This window comes from Streptomyces sp. NPDC088817, from assembly GCF_044750345.1.
Taxonomy (GTDB): domain Bacteria; phylum Actinomycetota; class Actinomycetes; order Streptomycetales; family Streptomycetaceae; genus Streptomyces.
This window is the reverse complement of the sequence record NZ_JBIVJN010000001.1, coordinates 205,263-227,417: the sequence shown is the minus strand read 5'-3', so window position 1 is coordinate 227,417 and position 22,155 is coordinate 205,263. Positions and strand designations below refer to the sequence as shown.

The 22,155-nt window shown below is 72.0% G+C and carries 22 protein-coding genes; 11 read left to right on the top strand and 11 right to left on the bottom strand.

Annotated elements, in window-relative coordinates; all coding sequences use genetic code 11:
• Positions 1-93 precede the first annotated feature (93 nt).
• Positions 94-3,021 (bottom strand): ATP-dependent RNA helicase, encoded by a 2,928-nt coding sequence (locus ACIP4X_RS01090; protein ID WP_401346028.1) that lies wholly within the window; start codon positions 3,019-3,021, stop codon positions 94-96.
• Between the two features lie 36 nt (positions 3,022-3,057).
• Complete coding sequence (locus tag ACIP4X_RS01085; protein WP_401346434.1) at positions 3,058-3,906, bottom strand: class I SAM-dependent methyltransferase; 849 nt, start codon at positions 3,904-3,906, stop codon at positions 3,058-3,060.
• A gap of 356 nt (positions 3,907-4,262) precedes the next feature.
• Here ACIP4X_RS01085 and rpsA point away from each other — a divergent pair, with 356 nt between their 5' ends.
• The 4 genes from rpsA (at position 4,263) to ACIP4X_RS01065 (ending at position 8,035) form a co-directional block, all read left to right on the top strand.
• Positions 4,263-5,753 carry a 30S ribosomal protein S1 gene (rpsA, locus tag ACIP4X_RS01080; protein ID WP_358732746.1) on the top strand — a complete coding sequence of 497 codons (1,491 nt, stop codon included), beginning with the start codon at positions 4,263-4,265 and terminating at the stop codon, positions 5,751-5,753.
• Positions 5,754-5,931: 178 nt separating this feature from the next.
• The gene (locus tag ACIP4X_RS01075) at positions 5,932-6,870 is read left to right on the top strand and encodes a PAC2 family protein (RefSeq protein WP_358732744.1); all 939 of its coding nucleotides are present in this window, start codon (positions 5,932-5,934) and stop codon (positions 6,868-6,870) included.
• 65 nt (positions 6,871-6,935) lie between these two features.
• Positions 6,936-7,604 (top strand): dephospho-CoA kinase, encoded by a 669-nt coding sequence (coaE, locus tag ACIP4X_RS01070; protein ID WP_358732742.1) that lies wholly within the window; start codon positions 6,936-6,938, stop codon positions 7,602-7,604.
• A 68-nt stretch (positions 7,605-7,672) separates the two neighbouring features.
• Positions 7,673-8,035 (top strand): tetratricopeptide repeat protein, encoded by a 363-nt coding sequence (locus ACIP4X_RS01065; RefSeq protein ID WP_358732740.1) that lies wholly within the window; start codon positions 7,673-7,675, stop codon positions 8,033-8,035.
• Between the two features lie 37 nt (positions 8,036-8,072).
• On the opposite strand, the gene ACIP4X_RS01060 is transcribed toward ACIP4X_RS01065, so the two are convergent.
• A complete protein-coding gene (locus ACIP4X_RS01060; protein WP_358732738.1) occupies positions 8,073-8,339 on the bottom strand; it encodes a DUF6343 family protein in 267 nt (88 codons plus the stop codon).
• A gap of 152 nt (positions 8,340-8,491) precedes the next feature.
• On the opposite strand from ACIP4X_RS01060, the gene ACIP4X_RS01055 reads away from it, so the two are divergent.
• Both ACIP4X_RS01055 and ACIP4X_RS01050 read left to right on the top strand, forming a co-directional pair.
• Complete coding sequence (locus ACIP4X_RS01055) at positions 8,492-9,229, top strand: class I SAM-dependent methyltransferase (RefSeq protein WP_358732736.1); 738 nt, start codon at positions 8,492-8,494, stop codon at positions 9,227-9,229.
• 114 nt (positions 9,230-9,343) lie between these two features.
• Entirely contained in the window at positions 9,344-9,790 is a 447-nt protein-coding gene (locus ACIP4X_RS01050) for a DoxX family protein (protein ID WP_401346025.1), read from the top strand.
• Between the two features lie 24 nt (positions 9,791-9,814).
• Here ACIP4X_RS01050 and ACIP4X_RS01045 read toward each other — a convergent pair whose 3' ends face one another.
• Complete coding sequence (locus ACIP4X_RS01045; RefSeq protein WP_358732732.1) at positions 9,815-10,315, bottom strand: RNA-binding S4 domain-containing protein; 501 nt, start codon at positions 10,313-10,315, stop codon at positions 9,815-9,817.
• 55 nt (positions 10,316-10,370) lie between these two features.
• Between ACIP4X_RS01045 and ACIP4X_RS01040 the strand changes: the two genes are divergently transcribed.
• Positions 10,371-11,081: a uracil-DNA glycosylase gene (locus ACIP4X_RS01040; RefSeq protein ID WP_358732730.1), complete on the top strand. Its 711-nt coding sequence runs from the start codon at positions 10,371-10,373 to the stop codon at positions 11,079-11,081.
• 60 nt (positions 11,082-11,141) lie between these two features.
• Positions 11,142-12,104, top strand: coding sequence for a prolyl aminopeptidase (gene pip / locus ACIP4X_RS01035; RefSeq protein ID WP_401346023.1), 963 nt, complete (start codon positions 11,142-11,144; stop codon positions 12,102-12,104).
• 16 nt (positions 12,105-12,120) lie between these two features.
• On the opposite strand, the gene ACIP4X_RS01030 is transcribed toward pip, so the two are convergent.
• The 5 genes from ACIP4X_RS01030 to ACIP4X_RS01010 form a co-directional block, all read right to left on the bottom strand.
• Positions 12,121-12,585, bottom strand: coding sequence for a GNAT family N-acetyltransferase (locus tag ACIP4X_RS01030; RefSeq protein WP_391453611.1), 465 nt, complete (start codon positions 12,583-12,585; stop codon positions 12,121-12,123).
• A gap of 178 nt (positions 12,586-12,763) precedes the next feature.
• Complete coding sequence (locus ACIP4X_RS01025; protein ID WP_401346020.1) at positions 12,764-15,526, bottom strand: alkaline phosphatase family protein; 2,763 nt, start codon at positions 15,524-15,526, stop codon at positions 12,764-12,766.
• Between the two features lie 3 nt (positions 15,527-15,529).
• Positions 15,530-16,888: an ABC transporter permease gene (locus ACIP4X_RS01020; protein WP_391453615.1), complete on the bottom strand. Its 1,359-nt coding sequence runs from the start codon at positions 16,886-16,888 to the stop codon at positions 15,530-15,532.
• Entirely contained in the window at positions 16,885-17,826 is a 942-nt protein-coding gene (locus ACIP4X_RS01015) for an ABC transporter ATP-binding protein (RefSeq protein ID WP_401346017.1), read from the bottom strand. Before ACIP4X_RS01015 ends, ACIP4X_RS01020 begins: the two co-directional genes overlap by 4 nt.
• A gap of 201 nt (positions 17,827-18,027) precedes the next feature.
• Positions 18,028-19,266: an MFS transporter gene (locus ACIP4X_RS01010; protein WP_401346015.1), complete on the bottom strand. Its 1,239-nt coding sequence runs from the start codon at positions 19,264-19,266 to the stop codon at positions 18,028-18,030.
• Positions 19,267-19,456: 190 nt separating this feature from the next.
• Between ACIP4X_RS01010 and ACIP4X_RS01005 the strand changes: the two genes are divergently transcribed.
• Positions 19,457-19,642, top strand: a complete 186-nt coding sequence (locus ACIP4X_RS01005; RefSeq protein ID WP_358732716.1) for a hypothetical protein — start codon at positions 19,457-19,459, stop codon at positions 19,640-19,642.
• Positions 19,643-19,672: 30 nt separating this feature from the next.
• Here ACIP4X_RS01005 and ACIP4X_RS01000 read toward each other — a convergent pair whose 3' ends face one another.
• Together ACIP4X_RS01000 and ACIP4X_RS00995 are read right to left on the bottom strand one after the other, a co-directional pair.
• Positions 19,673-20,125 (bottom strand): hypothetical protein, encoded by a 453-nt coding sequence (locus tag ACIP4X_RS01000; protein ID WP_358732714.1) that lies wholly within the window; start codon positions 20,123-20,125, stop codon positions 19,673-19,675.
• Entirely contained in the window at positions 20,116-20,754 is a 639-nt protein-coding gene (locus ACIP4X_RS00995; protein WP_401346012.1) for an ATP-binding protein, read from the bottom strand. The genes ACIP4X_RS01000 and ACIP4X_RS00995 overlap by 10 nt, the downstream gene beginning before the upstream one ends.
• A gap of 248 nt (positions 20,755-21,002) precedes the next feature.
• Here ACIP4X_RS00995 and ACIP4X_RS00990 point away from each other — a divergent pair, with 248 nt between their 5' ends.
• Complete coding sequence (locus tag ACIP4X_RS00990; RefSeq protein WP_358732712.1) at positions 21,003-21,863, top strand: helix-turn-helix transcriptional regulator; 861 nt, start codon at positions 21,003-21,005, stop codon at positions 21,861-21,863.
• On the top strand, positions 21,864-22,136 hold the full coding sequence (locus tag ACIP4X_RS00985) for a DUF397 domain-containing protein (RefSeq protein ID WP_358732711.1): 273 nt from the start codon (positions 21,864-21,866) through the stop codon (positions 22,134-22,136).
• Positions 22,137-22,155 lie beyond the last annotated feature (19 nt).

Below are 22,155 nucleotides of genomic sequence, written 5' to 3'. Positions count from 1 at the left end.
ACCGGCGCGAACACCCCGAGGGCGCCCCGCCGCAGTGGCTGGGCGCCCTCGGCGTTTTCCGGCGGGCGGATCCCCGCCGGGGGCCGGAACCGGTCAGCGCCTGAGCCGGGCGTTGGTGTGCCGGGTCGGCTCCGCGGACGCCGGGTCCTCCGGCCAGGGGTGCTTCGGATACCGCCCGCGCAGCTCCGCCCGTACGTCCCGGTAGCCCGTCCGCCAGAAGGAGGCGAGGTCGGCGGTGACGGCGGCGGGACGCCCGGCCGGCGAGAGGAGGTGCACCAGCACCGGGACCCCGGCGACCGTGGGCGAGTCGTGCAGGCCGAACATCTCCTGGAGCTTCACGGCGAGCACGGGCCGTTCGGGATCCGCGTAGTCGATCCGGATCCGGGACCCGGAGGGCACGGTGAGCCGCTCCGGGGCCAGCTCGTCCAGCCGGGCGGCGTCACCGGAGGCCCAGGGCAGCAGCCGGGCCAGCGCCTGCCCGGCGTCGATCCGCGCCAGGTCGGCGCGCCGCCGGGCCCGCCCGAGCTCCGGCTCCAGCCACTCGTCCACGCGCGCGTGCAGCGCGTCGTCGGACACGTCGGGCCAGGGCTCGCCGAGGTGCCGGCGCAGAAACGCGAGCCGCTGCCGCAGCAGGTTCGCCTCCGCCGCCCCGCGCAGCAGCCCGAAGCCCTCCTGCCGCAACCCGTCGAGCAGCGCCTCCCGTACGAGGCCGGGCTCGGCGTCCGCCAGGGGCCGCACCGCCAGCTCGACGGCCCCCAGCCGCTCGACCCGCCGCGCGACGACGTCGCCGTCGCCCCAGCGCACCTCGTCCCGCTCCGTACGGAGCGCCCCGGCCGCGAGCCGGGCGACGTCCTCGTCGACGACCGCGGCGAGCTGCACGCGCGCGTGCCGTCTGCCCACCGGCCGGTCGGCCACGGCCACGGAGATCCAGGGCGCGCCCCACAGGGGTGACCCCTCCGCAAGCTCCGCCCGGGTCCCGGACGCCATCAGATACGAGCCACCGTCGAGCCGGCCCACCCGCTCCGGAAAGGCGAGAGCGGCCACCAGCCCGACAAGCCCCGCGTCCCCGGACCGAAGCCCGCCCCCGCCCCCGGCGACCGGCTCGCCGGCCTTCTCCTCCGGGGCCACTGATTCCGTCCCATGGCCGGTCCGTGAATGGGCGGGCCGGAGCTCAACGGGATCCGCGTCCCCCGGCCGACGCACGGCACCGCTCTCGGTGACCGGCTCGCTGGCCTTCCTTCCCGGGGCCACCGGTCCCGTCCCGTGGCTGGTCCGTGCACGGGCGGGCCGAGACTCAACGGGGCCCGCGGCCCCAGGCCGACGTCCGCCCCCGCCCCTGGTGACCGGCTCGCTGGTGATCCCATCCGCGGCCACCGGTTCGGTCCGTGAACGGGTGGGGCGAAGCCCGACGCGGCTCGTGTTCTCGCCGCCTCCCGACCGGCTCCCGCCCCCGCCCCCGGCGCCGGGCAGCAGCTCCGCCTCGCGGGCCGTGCCTGAGTGGGCGGGGCTGCCGGAGGCCTCCGGTACCGCGGCCCGCAGGCGGCGGACCTCCGTTCGCCAGCGTGCCGCGTACGCGTCGCCGCCGCGCCGGGCAGCCCGCAGGGCCGCGGCGAGATCGTCCCCGTACTCCCTCGGCAGCTCCTCGCTCAGCAGTGCGACGATCTCCGCGACCCGCTCGGCCCCGCCCACGGCGGACGCGTCGAGCAGGGCCCGCCCCAGCCTCGGATGCACCCCCAGCCGTGCCAGCGAGCGCCCGCGGTCCGTGGCGCGCCCGGCACGGTCCACCGCGCCCACGGCCGTCAGCACCTCCCGCGCCGCCGCCATCGCCCCGCCCGGCGGCGGGTCGGGCAGCGCGAGCCCGGAGGCGTCCGGATCGCCCCAGCAGGCCGCCTGGAGGGCGAACGCCGTCAGATCGGCCACCTTGATCTCCGGTGCGGGGAAGGCGGGCAGACGTGCCTCCTCGGCCTCCGCCCAGCACCGGTACACCGCGCCCGGCGCCTCACGTCCCGCACGGCCCGCCCGCTGCCGCCCGGAGGCCCGCGAGGCCCGTACCGTCGTCAGCGCGCTCAGCCCGCGCGCGTGGTCCACGCGGGGCTCCCGCGCGAGCCCCGAGTCGACGACCACCCGCACCCCGGGCACCGTCAGCGACGACTCTGCGACCGAGGTCGCGAGGACCACACGGCGCCGCCGCCCCGGCACCAGCACCGCGTCCTGCACGTCCGCGGGGGCCCGACCGTGCACCCGGAGCACGTCCACGTCTCCGAGATCCCCCAGCAGCCCCGCGACCCGCCCGATCTCGCCCACGCCGGGCAGGAAGCACAGCACGTCACCGGCGCGCTCGGCCAGCGCCCGCCGCACCACCGACGCCACATGCGTCAGCAGCGCGGGGTCCACCCGCGTCCCGTGCGGTGGGCGCACCGGCCGGGAGGGAGGCGCCCACACCACCTCCACCGGATGCGCCACACCGTGCGCCTCGACCACCGGCGCCCCGCCCAGCAGCTCCGCCCACACGCGCGCGTCCGTGGTGGCCGAGGCGGCCACGAGCCGCAGCTCCGGCCGCAGCGCCTCGCGCACGTCCCACAGGAACGCAGCCACCGTGTCCGCGTCCAGATGCCGCTCGTGGCACTCGTCGAGCACCACCACGTCGACTCCGGCCAGCTCCTGGTCCCGCTGCAACCGCTGGAGCAGCACACCGGTCGTGACGACCTCCACGCGCGCGTGGCGCCCGACGACGCGCTCCCCGCGCACGGTGTAGCCGACGCCGACGCCGGCCTTCTCGCCCAGCAGCCACGCCATCCGCCGGGCCGCCGCACGCGCCGCGATCCGCCGTGGCTCGGCCACGACCACCCGCCGCGCGGGACCCTCACCCAGCAGCCCGGCCAGCGCGAGGGGCACCAGCGTGGTCTTGCCGGTGCCGGGCGGCGCCACCAGGACCGCGGTCCCGTGGCCGTCCAGGGCCTCGTGGAGGGCCGGCAGCGCGCCGCGCACCGGCAGCGCGTCCAGCTCGTCGTGACGGATCACGCGCTCGGCCCCGTACTCCCGCACCCGGTCACGCGCTCAGTCCCGTACGCAGACGAAGATCGCCGTCCCCGGGATCAGGTTCCCGCGCAGGGGCGACCAGCCGCCCCACTCGGACGTGTTCCAGGACGGCCACTCCGGCTCGACCAGGTCCACCAGCCGCAGCCCTGACGCCACCACGTCCCGCACCCGGTCCCCGACGGTACGGTGGTGCTCGACGTACACCGCGCGCCCGTCCTCGTCCTGCTCGACGTACGGCGTGCGGTCGAAGTAGGAGCCGGACACCGACAGCCCCTCCGGGCCGGGCTCGTCCGGGAACGCCCAGCGGATCGGGTGCGTCACCGAGAACACGAACCGCCCGCCCGGCCGCAGCACCCGCCGCACCTCCCGCAGCACCGCGCACGGGTCGGCGACGAACGGCAGCGCCCCGTACGCCGAGCACGCCAGGTCGAAGGAGCCGTCCGCGAACGGCAGCGCGCCCGCGTCGGCGCACACCAGCGGGAACGCGCCGCCGATGCGCAGCGCGTGCTGGAGCTGCCGGTGCGACAGGTCCAGAGCCACCGGGCGCGCGCCGAGACCGGCCAGCCAGCGCGAGCACTGCGCCGCGCCCGCGCCGATCTCCAGGACGTCCTTGTCCTTGAGGTCCTCGGGGTCGCCGAGCAGCCCCGCCTCGATCTCGTCCAGGCCCTCCGGGCACCACACGAAACGGTCGTCGCCGAGGAACGTGCCGTGCTCGATCTGGTACTCGTCCGCGTTGCGGTCCCACCAGCCCCGGTTGGCCCGGGAGCTCTCCGTGGCACCGGCCTCGCGCCGGGTGGCCTCCGGTTCGGCCGGTTCGAACTGTTCGGACGGTGCTGGCTCTTGGATGATCGGCTCCCTCGTACTAATCTGCGGGCTCTCCCGTCCGACCGGTTCCCGCGGTGGTGACCGCGGGGACTCGCTCGGGTCGGCGTGGCCTCGGGAGACGGTTTTTCTGCCGGAAATAGGGCGATTCGCCCCGGCTGTGCGGCTTCGCGCATTGACCCTGTCCGGCTGCCCCCGTATGCTACAAGTTGCGCTGCGGGCCTGCGCGACTCAGACGGAGCAGGCTGCGCTCGCATCTGTTGTATGTCCCCTCGGTTCTCGAGGCGTCACCGTGTTTTGTGTGGCGCTTCCTTGGCTGTCCGGCTTCTGCAGAGCGAAACGGGCTCCCGGCGTAATGCAGTACCTACGACTTCAATGTCCGCACCGGAGCCCTTTCCCACATGACGAGCAGCACCGAGACCACCGCCACCACCCCGCAGGTAGCGGTCAACGACATCGGTAACGAGGAAGCCTTCCTCGCAGCGATCGACGAGACGATCAAGTACTTCAACGACGGCGACATCGTCGACGGCGTCATCGTGAAGGTCGACCGGGACGAGGTCCTGCTCGACATCGGTTACAAGACCGAAGGTGTCATCCCGAGCCGCGAGCTCTCGATCAAGCACGACGTCGACCCGAACGAGGTCGTGGCCGTCGGCGACGAGATCGAGGCCCTTGTTCTCCAGAAGGAGGACAAGGAAGGCCGCCTGATCCTCTCGAAGAAGCGCGCCCAGTACGAGCGTGCCTGGGGCACCATCGAGAAGATCAAGGAAGAGGACGGCATCGTCACCGGTACCGTCATCGAGGTCGTCAAGGGTGGTCTCATCCTCGACATCGGCCTCCGTGGCTTCCTGCCGGCCTCCCTCGTCGAGATGCGCCGTGTCCGCGACCTCCAGCCGTACGTCGGCAAGGAGCTCGAGGCCAAGATCATCGAGCTGGACAAGAACCGCAACAACGTGGTCCTGTCCCGCCGTGCCTGGCTGGAGCAGACCCAGTCCGAGGTCCGCCAGACGTTCCTCACGACCCTCCAGAAGGGTCAGGTCCGCTCCGGCGTGGTCTCCTCGATCGTCAACTTCGGTGCCTTCGTGGACCTGGGTGGCGTCGACGGTCTGGTGCACGTCTCCGAGCTGTCCTGGAAGCACATCGACCACCCGTCCGAGGTCGTCGAGGTGGGCCAGGAGGTCACCGTCGAGGTTCTCGACGTCGACATGGACCGCGAGCGTGTCTCCCTGTCGCTGAAGGCGACGCAGGAAGACCCGTGGCAGCAGTTCGCCCGCACCCACCAGATCGGCCAGGTCGTGCCCGGTAAGGTCACGAAGCTGGTTCCGTTCGGTGCGTTCGTCCGCGTGGACGAGGGCATCGAGGGTCTGGTCCACATCTCCGAGCTGGCCGAGCGCCACGTGGAGATCCCGGAGCAGGTCGTCCAGGTCAACGACGAGATCTTCGTCAAGGTCATCGACATCGACCTCGAGCGTCGTCGCATCAGCCTCTCGCTGAAGCAGGCCAACGAGTCCTTCGGTGCCGACCCGTCGGCGGTCGAGTTCGACCCGACCCTGTACGGCATGGCCGCGTCCTACGACGACCAGGGCAACTACATCTACCCCGAGGGCTTCGACCCCGAGACCAACGACTGGCTCGAGGGCTACGAGAAGCAGCGCGAGGAGTGGGAGCGCCAGTACGCCGAGGCGCAGTCCCGCTTCGAGCAGCACCAGCAGCAGGTCATCAAGTCCCGCGAGGCGGACGCCGCTGCCGCCGCCGAGGGTGGCGAGGCCGCCGCTCCGGCCGCGTCCGGCGGTTCGTACTCCTCCGAGGGTGGCGACACCTCCGGCGCCCTGGCGTCGGACGAGGCGCTGGCTGCGCTCCGCGAGAAGCTGGCCGGCGGCCAGAGCTGAGCTCCCGCACAGGGGCCCAGCCGCTGAGGCTCAGCCGATGACTTGAGGGGCCGCACCCGTTCCGGGTGCGGCCCTTCGAGCTGTTCGGAGGCTCTTGCCGGAACCCGCGTCCGGCGGGGAATGCGAACGTCCCACAGCTCGTTGTGAACCTACGAATACGAGGAGGGGCGGTCACACAGTGCTTGATCCGCAGGGTTTGTACGCATGGGAGCCGAAGGGTCTGGCCGTCGTCGACATGGCGCTCGCCCAGGAGTCGGCCGGCCTTGTCCTGCTCTACCACTTCGACGGATACATCGACGCGGGGGAGACCGGCGACCAGATCGTGGAGCGGCTGCTGGACGCGCAGCCCCACCAGGTCGTGGCGCGCTTCGACCACGACCGGCTCGTGGACTACCGGGCCCGCCGCCCGCTGCTGACCTTCCAGCGGGACCGCTGGACCGACTACGAGGTGCCGGGCATCGAGGTGCGCCTCGTCCAGGACGCCACCGGCGCGCCGTTCCTGCTGCTCTCCGGGCCCGAGCCCGACGTGGAGTGGGAGCGTTTCGCGGCGGCCGTGCGGCAGATCGTCGAGCGTCTCGGCGTACGCCTGTCGGTGAACTTCCACGGCATCCCCATGGGCGTCCCGCACACCCGTCCGGTGGGCCTGACGCCGCACGGCAACCGCAGTGACCTGGTGCCGGGCCACCGGAGCCCCTTCGAGGAGGCGCAGGTGCCGGGCAGCGCCGAGGCGCTGCTGGAGTACCGCCTGATGCAGGCCGGGCACGACGTGCTCGGGGTGGCCGCGCACGTGCCGCACTACATCGCGCGCTCCGCGTACCCGGACGCGGCGCTGACGGCCCTGGAGGCCATCACCTCGGCCACCGGACTCGTCCTGCCGGGCGTCGCCCACTCCCTGCGCAACGAGGCCCACCGCACCCAGACCGAGATCGACCGGCAGATCCGCGAAGGCGACGAGGAACTCACCTCCCTCGTCCAGGGCCTCGAGCACCAGTACGACGCCGCCGCCGGCGCGGAGACCCGGGGCAACATGCTCGCCGAGCCCGTCGAGATCCCGTCGGCGGACGAGATCGGCCGCGAGTTCGAACGCTTCCTCGCGGAGCGGGAGGGCGAGAACTGACGAGGAGAGGCGGGATGTGCCGCCCGCCGGGCGGGCCGCCGCCGACAGGGCCTAAGCTGCCGCTCATGCTGAAAGTGGGCCTCACCGGGGGCATCGGTGCCGGTAAGAGCGAGGTGTCGCGGCTCCTCGTGGAGTGCGGGGCCGTGCTGATCGACGCCGATCGCATCGCGCGCGAGGTCGTCGCCCCGGGCACGCCCGGCCTCGCGGCGATCGTCGACGCCTTCGGTCCGCAGGTGCTGGCCGAGGACGGGAGCCTGGACCGGCCCGGGCTGGGTTCCGTCGTCTTCGCCGACTCCGCGAAGCTGGCCGTCCTGAACGCGATCGTGCACCCCCTGGTGCGCGCCCGCTCCCGCGAACTGGAGCAGGCCGCCGCCGAGGACGCCGTCGTGGTCCACGACGTCCCCCTCCTCGCGGAGAACGGCCTGGCCCCGCTCTACGACCTCGTGATCGTCGTGGACGCGCGCCCGGCGACGCAACTCGACCGGCTCCTGCGGCTGCGCGGGATGACCGAGGAGGACGCACGCGCGCGCATGGCCGCGCAGGCGACCCGGGAGAAGCGCCTGGAGATCGCGGACATCGTCATCGACAACGACGTACCGTTGGACCGCCTCGAGCGGCGGGTGCGGGAGGTGTGGGCGGAGCTGGTCCGGGCGGAGCCGGGCCACAGGGCGCACGGGCCTCGTCGGCCACATGAGCACCAGGGGCCCCAGGAGCAGCAGGGACCGCAGGCATAGAGGGGCGCCGGGAACAGGGCTGGCCCGTCCGGGGCGTTGAACCACTGCGGCGTGGGAAGGAAGCATGAGTGTCCGAACGTACTCCGGAGACCGACATCATCGACTACCGCGCCGCGGAGAAGCTGCTCGCCGCGCGGGATCCGCGGGGCGCGGTGAAGCTGCTCGACCGGGTCATAGGCGCCCACCCGGAGAACACCTCGGCCCGGCTGCTGCGCGCCCGTGCCTTCTTCGCGGCGGCCCAGCTTCGGCCCGCCGAGCTGGAGTTCACCATCGTGCTGGAGCGCGAACCGGACAACGCGTACGCGCACTTCGCGCTCGCCCGCACCTACGAGCGGCAGGGCCGCCCCGACGAGGCCAGGCGCCACTTCCGGCTGGCCGCCGCGCTGGACCCGAACCCGGAGTACCTGCAACGGGCCCGGTTCGACACCTGACGCCCGCGGGCCACCGGCCTCCGGCCTCCGCCGACGGCTACCGTCGCCGGTCGTCCGGCGGCCAGTACGGCGGCACGTCCCGTCCCGGCTGGTAGTGCGGACCCTGCCGCAGATGCCGGACGACCAGCATGAAGTCGACGGCCATCACCAGCCACAGCACACCACAGGCCGCCGCCCATCCGGGCCGTCCGACCAGCACGAACACCACCGTGCCGAAGCACGCCCAGACGAGCCCCCACACGCACAGCCAGAACCGTGCCCGCAGGGCACTGCGCGCGGTGGTGGGTTCACTGCCGGTACGCATCGCCGATCACCACTCCTCCTTGCAACGTACTCTCGCCCGGCCCGCACACCAAGGCGGTGCCGGCCTCACCCCGGCCTCACCTCGGCCTCACTCGAACGGGTGAAGTGCGCCGGGAGGGGAACGGCCGTGCGGAGGTGGGCCGTTGTCCGGGCATGGAGCTGAGAATGCGCGAGGGTCATCAGGGGACGGGTCCGGGAGCGATCACGCCGGACGGCTGCGCGGTGGAGCTGTACACGCGGCTGCCCGTGGGGAGCGAGCCGGACGTCATCGCCGCGGCCGTGCCCGCGGGAGCGCACATCCTGGAGCTGGGCTGCGGTGTGGGCCGCGTGACCCATCCGCTGCTGGAGCGCGGCTTCACCGTCACTGCGGTGGACGAGTCACCGGACATGCTGGAGCGGGTGCGCGGGGCGCGGACCATGTGCGGCCCGATCGAGAAACTGGAGACCGGGGAGACCTTCGACGCGGTGATACTCGCGTCGTTCCTGGTGCACACGGGCGACCCGGAGGTACGGCGAGGGCTGCTGCGCACCTGCGCGCGGCACGTGGCGGAGGACGGCTGCGTACTGATCCAGCGGGAGGGCGGCGACTACCACGTCAATCTGCCGCGCGAGCGAAGCGACACATGGGTCCCCCCGGCCGAGGACGGGGAGAAGGCGGACCCGGTGGACTTCACGGTGCGGATCGTGTCGGCGGACCCGGTCGGTGGTGGGGTGAACGCGGTGCGCGCGGAGTACGTCTTCCCGGACGCGACCTGGACCCAGACCTTCCGCTCCCGGCCGCTGACCAAGGAGCAGTTCGAGGAGGCACTGGGGGAGGCGGGCCTGAGGGTGGACAGGTATCTGACCGAGGACGGGATATGGGTGCGGGCGGTACCGGACAAGCGCCTCTGACGGAGCCGCCCGGACAGCGATGAGTTCGGGAGCGCGGACCGGTCTGCCTCTGTGACAGCACGACGGCCTTTGACTACGACGGCCGTTCCTCATCCCCGCACGCAGGAGACCCACATGTCCGTGTCCGAACGCACCGTGCCCACCGCACCCACCACGTCGCCGGCGTCCGCCTCCGGCCGCCGCGCCGCTCGTGTCGCGCTGCGCGCCGTGCAGGTGCTGCTCGCGCTGTTCTTCGTGTTCGCCGGCGCGTTGCCCAAGCTCATCGCGCATTCGACGGCGGTCGAGACCTTCGAGAGGATGGGCTGGGGCGGCTCGGGCATGTACGGCATCGGGGTGCTGGAGCTGGCCGGGGGCGTGGCGCTGCTGATTCCGGTGCTTCAGTCGGTGTCGGCGGTGGCGCTGAGCGCGCTGATGGTGGGGGCGTTCATCGTGCAGCTCACCGCCTTCGACGGGCAGAACGCGGCGACCCCGGTCGTCCTGATCGTGCCGCTGGCGGTCATCGCCTGGGCGCGGCGGGACCACAACGCCCGGTTGCTGCGGCTGGTGCGGCGACAGCCGTGACGGACGCGACCGCCCGGACCGGTGTCACCGGTCCTTGGGACGGCTGGCCGGTGCGCCTCCGAAGCCGCCCGGGCCGCCCAGGTCCCGCAGGCGCTCCAGCTCGCGGCGGTCGCGCTTGGTGGGGCGGCCGGTGCCGCGGTCGCGGATGCCGATCGGGGCGACGGCCTCGCGGGGCGGGGGCGGCGGGGAGTTGTCGACGTAGCACTGGACGGCGATGGGGGCGCCCACGCGCTTGCGGATCAGCCGCTTGACGACGACGATCCGCTCGCGGCCCTCGTGCCGCAGTCGCACCTCGTCGCCGACGCGCACCGAGTAGGCGGGTTTCACCCGCTCCCCGTTCACGCGCACATGCCCGCCCCGGCACGCGGTGGCGCCGATGGAGCGGGTCTTGACCAGCCGGACGGCCCAGATCCAGCTGTCGATCCGTACGTTCTCCCCGCTCGCCGGCCCGGCCGCCTCGGCGGCGGCGACGGCGGCGGTCGTCTTCGGATCCACGTCTCGGTCCTGGTCGTCCTGCGAAGCCATGCATCCGACCTTAGCGGCCCGACCGCCTCGACCCGGAGGTAATTACCGTGGAGTCATGGACGACAGCAGCCTCGCCGCCCTCGACGGGCGGATCGCCGACTGCCGGGCCTGCCCACGGCTGGTCGCCTGGCGGGAGGAGGTGGCGCGCACCAAGAGGGCCGCGTTCGCCGACTGGACGTACTGGGGCCGCCCGGTGCCGGGATTCGGACCGGCGGACGCCCGTCTGCTGATCGTCGGACTCGCCCCGGCGGCACACGGCGGCAACCGCACCGGCCGCATGTTCACCGGCGACCGTTCCGGCGACGTGCTGTACGAGGCCTTGTACGAGCTGGGGCTGGCCTCCCAGCCCACCTCCACGTCCGCCGACGACGGCCTGGAACTGTACGGGGTACGCGTCACCTCCCCCGTGCACTGCGCACCACCCGCCAACAAACCCACCCCCGGCGAACGCGACACCTGCCGTCCCTGGCTCGTCCAGGAACTCACCCTGCTGCGCCCCACCCTCCGCGCGGTGGTGGTCCTGGGCGCCTTCGGCTGGCAGGCGGCCCTCCCGGCCTTCGCCGAAGCCGGCTGGCCCGTCCCCCGCCCCCGCCCGCCCTTCGCCCACGGCACCCGGGTGTCCCTCGACGGCCTAGACCTCTTCGCCTGCTTCCACGTCAGCCAACGCAACACCTTCACCGGCAGACTCACCCCCACTATGCTCCGAGACGTCCTGCGCACAGCGGCCCGAACGGCAGGACTGCCGGTGAAGCCGCCGACGGGGTAACCCCCGGTCACCTGGAGAAAGGAGACGACGCGGACGCCGTAGAGCCGTTACGGTGCCCCGATGGGCGCGTACCCGGAGATCGAAGCGTACGACCAGGGCCTGCTCGACGTCGGCGACGGCAACCACATGTACTGGGAGGTCTGCGGCAACCCCCGCGGCAAGCCGGCGGTGATGTTGCACGGCGGGCCGGGCTCCGGATGCACAGCAGGCCACCGGCGCTACTGCGACCCCGCCGCGTACCGGATCGTGCTGCTCGACCAGCGCGGCTGCGGCCGATCGACACCGCACGCCAGCGAGTACGGCACCGACATGAGCGTCAACACGACCGCGCACCTGATGGCCGACCTGGAGCTGCTGCGGCGCCACCTGGGCATCGAGCGGTGGCTGGTGTGGGGCGGCTCGTGGGGATCGGTGCTGGCGTTGCGTTACGCGCAGACGCATCCCGGCGTGGTCTCCGAGCTGGTGCTGACAGGGATCGCGACCGGTTCCAACCCGGAGGTGACCCTGCTGACCCACGGCCTGGGGAGGATCTTCCCCGAGGCCTTCGAGCGGTTTCTCGCCGAACTGCCGGAGCTGGACCGCACCGGAAACCTAGCGGCCGCCTACAACCGGCTGATCGAGTCGCCCGACCCAGCCGTGCGCGAGCGGGCCGCGCGGGCCTGGACCGACTGGGAGACGGCGATCATCCCCGCTCCGCCCCGCTCCGTCGGGCGCTACGAGGATCCCGCGTTCCGCATGGGCTTCGCGCGTACGGTCACGCACTACTTCGGCAGCGACCACTTCCTCGGCGAAGGCAATGACCAGGGCGTGGTGCTGGGTGACGCCCGCAGGCTCAGGGGCGTTCCCGGCACCCTCGTCCAGGGCAGCCTCGACTTCGGCAACCTTCTCGGCACCCCCTGGCGCCTCCACCGGGCCTGGCCGGACAGCGAGCTGATCCTCGTGACCGAAGCCGGACACGACTCGGGAGCGCCGGGAGTGGTGGACGCCCTGGTGGCGGCTACGGACAAGTACGCTCGCCGCTAGCCGCCCCGGCGTGGTCTCAGGGCTTCCACACGTATCGCACGTCCGGTTCCCGCTCCTCGTTTCCGCTGCCGTCGGTGTGTTCGGTGGCTACGAAGCCGTGGCGCTCGTAGAAGCGGTGGGCGGGGTGGTTGATCTGGAACGTCCACAGGGAAAGGCCGTGCGGCCTGCGCTCCTTGGCGAGGGTGACGAAGCGGTCGCCGAGGCCGTGGCCGCGCCAGTCCGGGGCGAGGTACAGCTGCTCCAGCACGTCGTCGCCGAGCACCATCAGGCCCACGACTCCGGTGTCACCGCCCGCGTCGGCGACCCAGGTCTCCTCGCGAGGCACCAACACGTCACGGAACCAGGCGCGCACCGCGTCGTCGGAGTGCGGCCGGGCGACACTCGGCAGCGCGGCGGCGAAGGACCGCAGCCAGACGTCGGCGGCGGCCCGGGCGTCCGTGTCACACGCCCGACGCAGAGCGACGGTGCTCTCAGTGCTCATGGGGGCTGTGGCGACGCGTCGGATCACGGCAGTTCCTTGGACGGACGGACGGACGGACGGTCGGGGCCGGGCAACTTTTCCATCCTCCACACGCGTCCCCGATGGCGCAGCCGAATTTCTCGGCCCGGCCCGGCCCCGTCCGCTCACGCCGCCCCGCTCATGACACAGCCGTCAGCCGTCAGCCGTCGGACTCCGGTGAGGGGATGTAGGCGCCAGGTACGTCGTCCGGTGTGAAGATCTTCTTCTCGCCGGGGTACGGCGTCTTCCACCCGTGCGTCTCGTACCAGGTGAAGTGGTTCATCTGAGCCGGGTTCGCGAAGTCGGGCCTGGCGTCGGGTCCGGTCAGGCGCTGCTTCGACTTCCAGGCGTCCCACTTCGCCGCGACCGCCCGCTGGTCCGCCGGTACCGTCACCGACGGTACGGCCGCCGCACGCGGGTTCTGCGGAGCCGGGGTGTCCACCCCGCAGGCGGGCGGGGTCTTCAGGCCTTCCGTCAGCGGGACCCGGTTGGGCACGGCCGTGAACGGCGTGAGGTCCGGCTTCCGCGTGAACGCCCCGGTCATCGGGCTGGCCGCGCTGTCCTTCTGGTTCATCGGGTGGATCCCGAGGATCTGCTCGATGGTGCGGATCATTGTGATCTGCGAGTAGTAGCGACTGTCGACGACTCCGTGCCGGGCCCAGGGGCTGATGATCTGGATCGGGGCCCGGTGGCCGTCGACGTGGTCGAGGCCGGCCTGGGAGTCGTCCTCGACGACGAAGATCGCCGAGTCCTTCCAGTACGGGCTGTGCGAGATCCTGTCGATGATCCTGCCGGTGGCGAGGTCGTTGTCCGCGACCTGGGCGGTCGCGTTCGCCGGTCCGCCGGTGTGGTCGCTGGAGAGCCAGAACATGTTCAGGTTCGCCGGGCCGTTCTTCTCGAAGTCGCGCTTCCAGATCTGGTACCGGTAGAGGTCCGGGACGCTGAGGTCGTACTTCGGGAAGCCGTGCACCGACACGTCGTTGAGCGACGGAATCGGAGAGGACGAGTGCAGGGTGTAGGCGGTGTCCTGCCCGGTCGCGTCCATGTTCCTGGCGTCGCAGTACAGGTTCTGCCAGGTGGCGTCCGCCGGCTTGGTCAGGAACTGCTGGAACTCGCCGAAGTTCCGCACGGACCTGCCCGCGGCCTGCGCGCCGGTCCAGAGGAAGCCGCTTCGCTGGTGGCCGAGGGCGTCGTCCTCGGTGTCGTAACTGCGCGCGTACTCACCGGCGGAGGACTCGGTGTACTCCGGGTTGTCCGCCTGCATCAGCCAGTTGTGGCCCTCGGCGGAGTTCGTGCCGATGTCGTACGTGTTGTCGTACAGCCCGAACTGCTTCGCCAGTGCGTGCTGGTTCGGCGTCACGTTCTCGCCGAACTGCGCGAGGGCGGGGTCGCCGTTGCCCTGCGGAAGGTCACCGAAGACCTGGTCGTAGGTCCGGTTCTCCTTGACGATCAGGAAGACGTGCTTGATCGTCGAGGGGTCGCCGATCCGGTCCGGGACCGGCACGGCCTTCGTCTTGCCGCCGCCCTTGCCCCGGGACAGCTCGACCGAGTTGCCGGTCCAGCCGTTCTGCCGGAAGACCTTCCTGGTCTCGGACTTGATGACGCGGTCGTTCGGCAGCCTGAACCGCTGGAGGCTCGACGTCGTGTCGTGGGTGCCGCGCCCGGCCGCGGTGGTGGGGCGGCGGGCGTCGATGCCACGGGTGTTGGAGACGACCACCTCGTCGCCGACGGTGGCGATCTCGGAGGGGAAGTAGTCCGTCGGGAGCAGGCCGACGTAGCTGACCGGTTCCTGCGGGGTCGTGTACCGGTAGACGGCGACCGCGTTGGCGCGGCCGAGCGTCACCAGCAGACGGCCGTCGTCGGTGAGCGTCACCGCGTCGGGCTCGTAGCCCACCGACGCCTCCGGCCACGGCCGGGTGGCGATGGTCTGCACGACCTTGCCGCGGGCGGTGTCGATGACCGACACGTCGTTGGTGGCGGTGTTGGTGACGAACACCGCCCCCTTCCTGGCGTACAGGGCGGTCGGGTGCAGACCGACGTCGATGCTCTTGACGGCGGAGTCCGGGCGCGCCAGGTCGATGACGCTGACCGTGCCGGTGGTGGTGGCCGCGGTCACCGGGTCGGCCGGCACCTGGGTGCCGTACGAGTTGATCGTGGTGTCACCGGGCTTCGCCGGACGCCCGCCCTCGTTGCTGACGTAGAGCTTGTCGCCGGCCCTGACGATGCCCCGCGGGGCGTTGCCCACGGCCCAGCTGCGCTGGACGGCGCCGGTCGCCGCGTCGATGGCGACCACCCGGTTCTGGCCGTTGACGGCGGAGTACACGGTGGAGCCGTCGGGCGCGAACACCGCCGCACCCACCAGCGCGTGCTTGGACCCGTCCGCCGGGATCCCGATGAACGTCGGGTCCGCGACGCTGCCGTCCGGCCGCACCGTGAACCGGGTGTAGCCGTCGGTCTGACCCAGCCACAGCTGCGAGCCGTCGGGCGAGTACGTGGGGCCTTCCTGGCCCACGTCGTTGCCGCTGATGCGAAGATCCGCCGAGGCGCTGTTGCCGACGAGCTGCTGCACCTTCCAGTTCTTCAGGTTCACGATGGACAGCGCCATCCCGCCGTCGGTGACCGACGCGGCGAGGTGGGTGCCGTCCGGGCTGACCGAGGACGACATGATCTTGCCGTTGTCGATGACGAGGCGGTCGCCGTACGGGGCGATGAACTGGTCGCCGGAGACGACCAGGCCCTGATCGGTCATCTGGCCGACCTGCCGGGTGCCGAACTGGTGTGTCTCGGCGAAAGCGGTACCGGAGACCACCAGCGTGGCCGTGGCGATGCACGCCGTCACCAGCGAGTTCCGGCGGCCGAAGCGTCCGCCGGACAAGCCGGCCCGCTCCTTCTCGACGTGCCGACGGCGCCTGGTCACCTGCATGGATCATCCCTTCGGAGTGGTCGGGAGCAGTTCGACGTTGCCGTCGAACTGCCAGAGGGGGTTCGGTGTGTCCCCGGCCGGGGACCGCACCAGGAAGTAGCCGTTCACTTCCTTCGGCCCGTCGCCGTCGGCCACGAACCGGCCGTCCGCGGTGACGTCGAGCTGGTAGATGGCCGTCCCCGGGGCCTCGACGCCGGGGAGATGCCAGGTGACGACGCAGCGCCAGTCGTTGCCGGGCCCCTGCGCGGCGACCTGGCCGGCGCCCTTGTCGCACGCCGCCGTGGCCCGGAGCTGCGCCTCGGTGACCTCCGGGCGGTTGAGCTGCTCGGTCTGCATGCGGTACAGGTGTGCGAACGCCGTGGCGACCGACCGCTGCACCTTGTCCTGCTCGATCCCGGAGCCCGTCGACGGTGTCGCCATGGCGATGACCGCGACCGTGAGGGCGGTCAGTCCGGCCGGTGGCAGGAGTCCGATGGTGATCGCGCGGCGTCCGGAGCCGTCGTGGGCCGGGTTGGTGAAGTCGCGTCGCAGGAAGAGCAGATACGCCAGGGCCGTGGCGGCCACCGCCCACACCAGGGCGACCGCGACACCGATCAGCAGCGGGCCGAGCTGCGCCGGGCCGGTGAACAGGCCGTTCCAGGCGATGAAGGCGTAGCCGGGCAGGGCGAGGCGCAGGGCGACCGGCAGCGGCAGCATCTGAAGGAGCTGCATCGCGAGCGCGGTGAGCGCGGGCAGCAGCAGCCCCATCGGGGACCGCCCCAGTGCGATGGACCCGAGCAGCCCGATCGCGGCGAGCGCCAGGGTGGGGGCGAGCGCGCAGAGCCAGGCGAGCAGGACCTTGCCGGCGGCGTCCCCCGGCGTCAGCAGGTGGCCGTCGAGGCCGACCAGTGGCCGGTTGCCGGCCGTGAGGACGCCGCCGACCGTGCTGGAACACGCCAGCCCGGCCACGAGCAGCAGGACGACGGTGAGGCCGGCCAGCGCCTTCGCCGCGAAGATCCGCCGGGGCGAGCGGACCGCGACGAGCAGATGGCGCCAGGTGCCGAGCCGGTCCTCGGAGGCGAACACGTCACCCGCGACCACCGAGGTCAGCAGCGGGAGCGCCCAGGTGCCCGCGAAACCGAGCATCACCAGCGGACCGGCCCACCCGGTGGCGTGCATCCAGCGGCCGAAGAGGGTGTCGGAGGGGAGCGTGCTCTGCAGGCTCACCGCGGCGACGAAGAGCCCCGGCACGGTCCAGCAGGCGAGGACCAGCAGACGGATCCGCCACTGCGAGACCAGCTTGACCAGTTCGAAGCGGTAGCAGCGGGCCACCGGGACGCGGCGGGCGACGGTGGCGTGCTCGTGGACGGCGGTGGCGGTCATCGGACGTCCTCCCGCTGCTCGGTGAGGGCGAGGAACGCGGCCTCCAACGGCGACATCACGGGGGCGAGTTCACGCAACGCGACGCCCGCGCCCACGAGCCGCACCACCAGTTCGTCGAGAGCCGGCTCCGGCGCGCGTACGACGAGCGTCCCGGCGCCGTGTCGTGCCACGGCGTCGTCGACGACGCGGATTCCGGGCGTGCCGTCGGCCAGCTGGCGGGCGGCACGCGGATCGGAGGTGAGCAGCCGGTAGTCGAGTTCATGGTTCTGGGCGGCAAGCTTGCTCAACGGGCCGGAGAAGACGACCCGTCCGGTGGCCAGGATGGTGACCTCGGAGCACAGCGCCTCCAGGTCCTCCATGCGGTGGCTCGACAGCACGACGCAGGTGCCGTCCGCCGCGAGCCGGGTGAGCACACCGTGCACGTGCCGCTTGCCGGCCGGGTCGAGGCCGTTGGCGGGCTCGTCGAGCACGAGCAGCCGGGGCCGGGTGAGCAGTGCCGCCGCGAGTCCCAGCCGTTGACGCATCCCGAGGGAGAAGCCCCGGGCCGGGTCGTCGGCGACATCGGTGAGCCCGACCTGGTCGAGCACGTCGTCGATCCCCGCCGTCCGCGTGTCGAGGCCGCGCAGCGCGGCCAGCGCGGCGAGGTTCTGCCGGGCGGTGAGCGAGGGGTAGAGCCCGGGCCCGTCCACGAACCCGGCGACACCGTCGGGGGCAGTGAGCGCCCGCCCGACGGGCGTCCCCAGGATCTCGAGGGAGCCGCTGTCGGCGACGGCCAGCCCCAGCAGGAGCCCGAGCAGTGTCGTCTTCCCGGCGCCGTTCGGTCCGACCAGGCCGTGGATCCTTCCCTGCGCCACGGTCAGGTCGACGCCGTCGAGCGCGACGACGTCGCCGAAACACTTGGTCGTCCCGCGGGCCCGGATCGCGAGGAGTGTGTCCATGAGTCCCTTCCTTCGCAGCCCTCAAGGACCGTAGGGACGGCACACGATGCGCGCAGGACCGGCGAGTTGAACGCTCAGGGAACGAAAGGAAGGTCGTGCTCACGACAACTTCACGCCAAGTCGTGGCGTACGGAGTCGGCTTGGGGCCCGTGCGGCGGTACGGGCGAGCGGCTCAGGTCCGCGTCTCGCGCGGCGGCGGACTCACTGATCGGCCGGCGTGAGGCGGTTGACGCGGTACACGTCCGGGACGCAGAGGTTGAGGACGGTGGTCGCGGCGATCAGCCCTGCGCACGCCAGCAGTACGTCCCGGGTGTCCCACGAGCGGGCCGCGAGGGCGGTGATGAGGTAGCCGAGAGGGATGGCGAGGCGTTCACCGACGCCGTTGAACGCGCTCATGCGGCCCTGTTCGGCCCGGGGCACGTGCTGTTGGAACGCGGTGTTCCAGGCGACGATCGCGATGTCGAGCCCGATCCCGGCCAGCGAGGCGCTCAGCAGGACGAGGAGCAGCGGTGAGCCGCAGGCCATGGCGGTCAGGGGGAGCGCGAGGGCCCCGCCCGCCGCGACCGCGACGGTGAGCAGCCGGTGCGGCTCCCAGCGCAGGCACACGAGGGTCCCCGCCAGCAGTCCGGAGGCGAGGGCCGCCTGGATCAGGCCCCAGTCGCGTGCCCCCGCATACCGCTGAGCGGTGACGAGCGGGCCGAGGAGCTGGAAGCCCGCCAGCCATGCCGCGACGAGGACGGTCCCGGCAGCCGTGTAGGTCCACAGCCAGGTGCGCGACCAGAAGGCGCTCCAGCCCGCACGCAGGTCCACCAGGACGCCGGCGGCCCTGGTGGGCGGGGCGTCCAGACGCAGTCCGAGAAGCAGGACGGCCGCGGTGGCGAACGTGAACGAGTCCCAGGCCAGTGCCCACGCCGCGCCACTGGCCGCGACGATCAACCCGCCGACCACCGGCCCCAGCACCTTGACCGCGTTGCTCGGCAGTCTGAGCAGCGCGTTGGCCTGCTGCAGGTGCTCCGCGGGAACGATCTGGGCGACGGCACCCCGCGTGGCTGGCGCGGTGAAGGACGCCGCGGTTCCCGAGACGAAGCCGCATGCCGCGATCGACGCGGTCGTCGCATGCCCGGTGGCCACGGTGACGGCCAGCGCGCCCTGCGCGCCGGCTGCCAGCAGATTGCCCAGGAACAGGATCCTGCTCCGGGACAGCCGGTCCGCGAAGACGCCTCCCACGAGGAGGAACACGATCGTGGGGACGGTGTTCGTGGCGAGGACCAGGCCGAGGGATCCTGCTCCGCCGCCCTGCTCGATGACCGAGTAGGCCAGTGCGAGCGGGGCCATCGCGGACCCGGTCGCCGAGATGAGGTTGGCCAGCACGAACCGCCGGAAGGCCGCGAGCCTGAGCGGCGTGCGGAGGACCGGCGTCGACTCGGGGGCGGTCTTCATGATCTCCCTGAACACGGGCTGTGCGCGGATCGACGCGGATGGTGCTGGTACTGCCCGGAAATGTGAGGCGCGACGCACCTTCGGCGGTGAACTGGTGTCACGTACGTCTCAGTAGGGTCATCAGAAGGGGCGTTCGCCCCCTGCTTGGCGGTTAAATCTGCACGTACGACATTGAACGTGGAGGTGCAGCGTGAACGGGCGAAAGGTGCTCGAGCGCTTTCCCGCCGGCGGTCCCCGCGGGTCGTGGCCGGCGGAGGAGTTCGCGCATGCGCGACGTCTGGAGGGCTTGCCCGCCGAGGTTGTCATGGACCTCGCGACCGACACGTTCCTGGTGATCGTCCGGAGCGGAGAGCCGGGCGGTGACGCGACGGCGTGAACCGCCCGCCTGCCCGCCCCTCCGGCCTCCTTACGCGTTGACCGTGCTGGACCAGGCCGGGGTCGTCCCCGTGATGCGGCACAGGGCCAGGTAGAGGGGGATCGGCGGGGTGTAGGGGATCGTGCCCGCCGGGCGGTGGACGAGCGTGGGCGCCGTCGGCGAGGCCGGGAGCGTCGCGCCCGGGGAGTAGTGGGCCGGGGCGGGCCAGCGCAGGGCGTAGTCGGAGTCCGCGGGGACGATCCACCACCAGTGCCCGCGGTCGGCGTAGACGCAGCCCACGCGGGGCAGCCGGGGCATCAGCTGTGGACCGAGGTGGGCGGGGACCGCGACCGCGTCGCAGCCCAGGGGTGCGGTCATGCCCTCGGGCAGGGACAGTCGCCGGGGTGTGCCGTGGGTGCGCAGGCGGCGCCCCAGGCGTACGAGCGTGTCCAGGTTGAGCGACTGGCCGGTGCCGCCCAAGGCGCCGGCGTCGGTCACAGCCATGCGGTCCCCGTTTCGTGATGTGCCTGCCGGTGGGTCTGCCGGTGCGCCTGGCCGTGCACCTGCGTGCCGTTCTTGTCGCCGGTGTCGCGGGCCGGTACCGGCTTCGGGCGGGCGCCCCAGCCCAGGTCGCTCCGGGCGGGCGTGGTGCGGCGCGGCAGTTCCGCCCACACCACCAGGCCGGTGCCCTGCTCCTGGGCTCCCCAGGCCAGGCACATGGCGTCGACGAGGAGCAGTCCCCTTCCGTGCTCCTCCTCGGGCTGCCGTGGCGACGGCTGGGGCTCGCCCGGCGCGCATCCCTCGTCCCGTACGGCTATGCGCACCCGCTCGTCCCCGTCGTGCAGCTCGCACACGATCTGCGTGCTGGCGGTGTGCACGATGGCGTTGGTGACCAGCTCCGAGACGACGAGGGCGGCCGCGTCGCAGGTGTCCTCGCACACGGACCAGCCGGTCAGCCGGTTCCGGGTCAGGCGTCTGGCCTGCGCGGGGGAGCCGGGGTGCGCGGCCAGCTCGAAACGGAACCGACGCTCGGCAACGTCCCCGCCGGGGCCCGCGCTCGTACTCGCGCCGTGGCTCGGCGAGCTCGCGGCGGCGTCTGTTCCTAAGGGCGGAGACGGAATCACGCTTGCCACTATCGCCCCGCCGTGAACACTTGGCAAGTGGCACTCTGAAAATTGCAGAGTGTTGGAGTCATGCTCAGGCGCCATGGCACACTGCTCGCAACAGCACGTCGAACGGCGCCAGTTGAGACCGCCGGGCCCCCGGATTTTCGAACAGGCTTTCGAGCGATTGCCGTGGGTCGTGCGGGATTCATGACGGGAACCTCCGGAATCCTCACGTCCGTCCGTACAGTTCGCTCCTGGGTCAGTGGAGGTGGAGTGTGAGTGAGCCGCGGTCCGCGCCGACCGTCGGGCAGGTCGTACTCGGCCGGCGCCTGTGGGACCTGCGGGAGGGGGCGGGGCTCAAGCGTGAGGAAGCCGCTCGCATCCTGCACGTGGCACCCGCCACCGTGCGCCGCATGGAGATGGCCGAGGTCGCCCTCAAGATCCCGTACCTCCAGCTGCTCCTGAAGGCCTACGGCGTCTCCGACGAGGAGGCCGAGGCCTTCACACGGCTGGCCGAGGAGGCCAACCAGCCGGGCTGGTGGCAGCGGTTCCACGACATCCTGCCGGGCTGGTTCTCGATGTACGTCAGCCTGGAGGGCGCCGCCGCGCTCATCCGGTCCTACGAGCCGCACTTCGTCCCCGGACTGCTCCAGACCGAGGACTACGCGCGCGGGGTGCTCAAGTCCGGCGCCGTCGGCCAGACCAGCCCCGAGGACATAGAGCGCCATGTCGCGCTGCGCATGCAACGCCAGGCCCTGCTCACCCGTCCGGACGCCCCCAGGTTCTGGGTGGTGATGGACGAGACCGCGCTGCGCCGCCAGGTCGGCGGCCCCGAGGTGATGCGTGCCCAGATGGACAGGCTGCTGGAGGCCGCGAAGCTGCCCAACGTGACGTTGCAGGTCGCCCCGTTCTCCGCGGGGCCGCACGCCGGCACGTACGGCCCCTTCGTGCTGTTCCGATTCGCCATGCCCGAACTGCCGGACATGGTCTACAGCGAGTACCTGACCGGCGCGGTCTACCTGGACGCGCGTCAGGAGGTGGCGAGCCACCTCGAGGTCATGGACCGCATGGCGGCGCAGGCCGCTACTGCACATCGCACGAAGGAGATCCTCCGGGATTTCCGCAAGGAGCTGTGAATGGAACGCATCACGTACCAGCCCAAGCCGCGGCCGCGCGCAGGCATCTACAACGGCATGCCCGCCCGCGAACTCGGCAGTGAGGGCTGGCACAAGCCGTGGAGCGGGGGCAACGGAGGCAACTGCCTGGAGGCCATGAAGCTGGACGACGGCCGGATCGCGGTCCGTCAGTCGACCGACCCGGACGGACCGGCGCTCATCTACACGACCGACGAGATGACGGCGTTCATCGAGGGCGCGAAGGCGGGAGAGGCGGACTTCCTGCTGGCTTGAACCACCCCTGTCTGTTGAC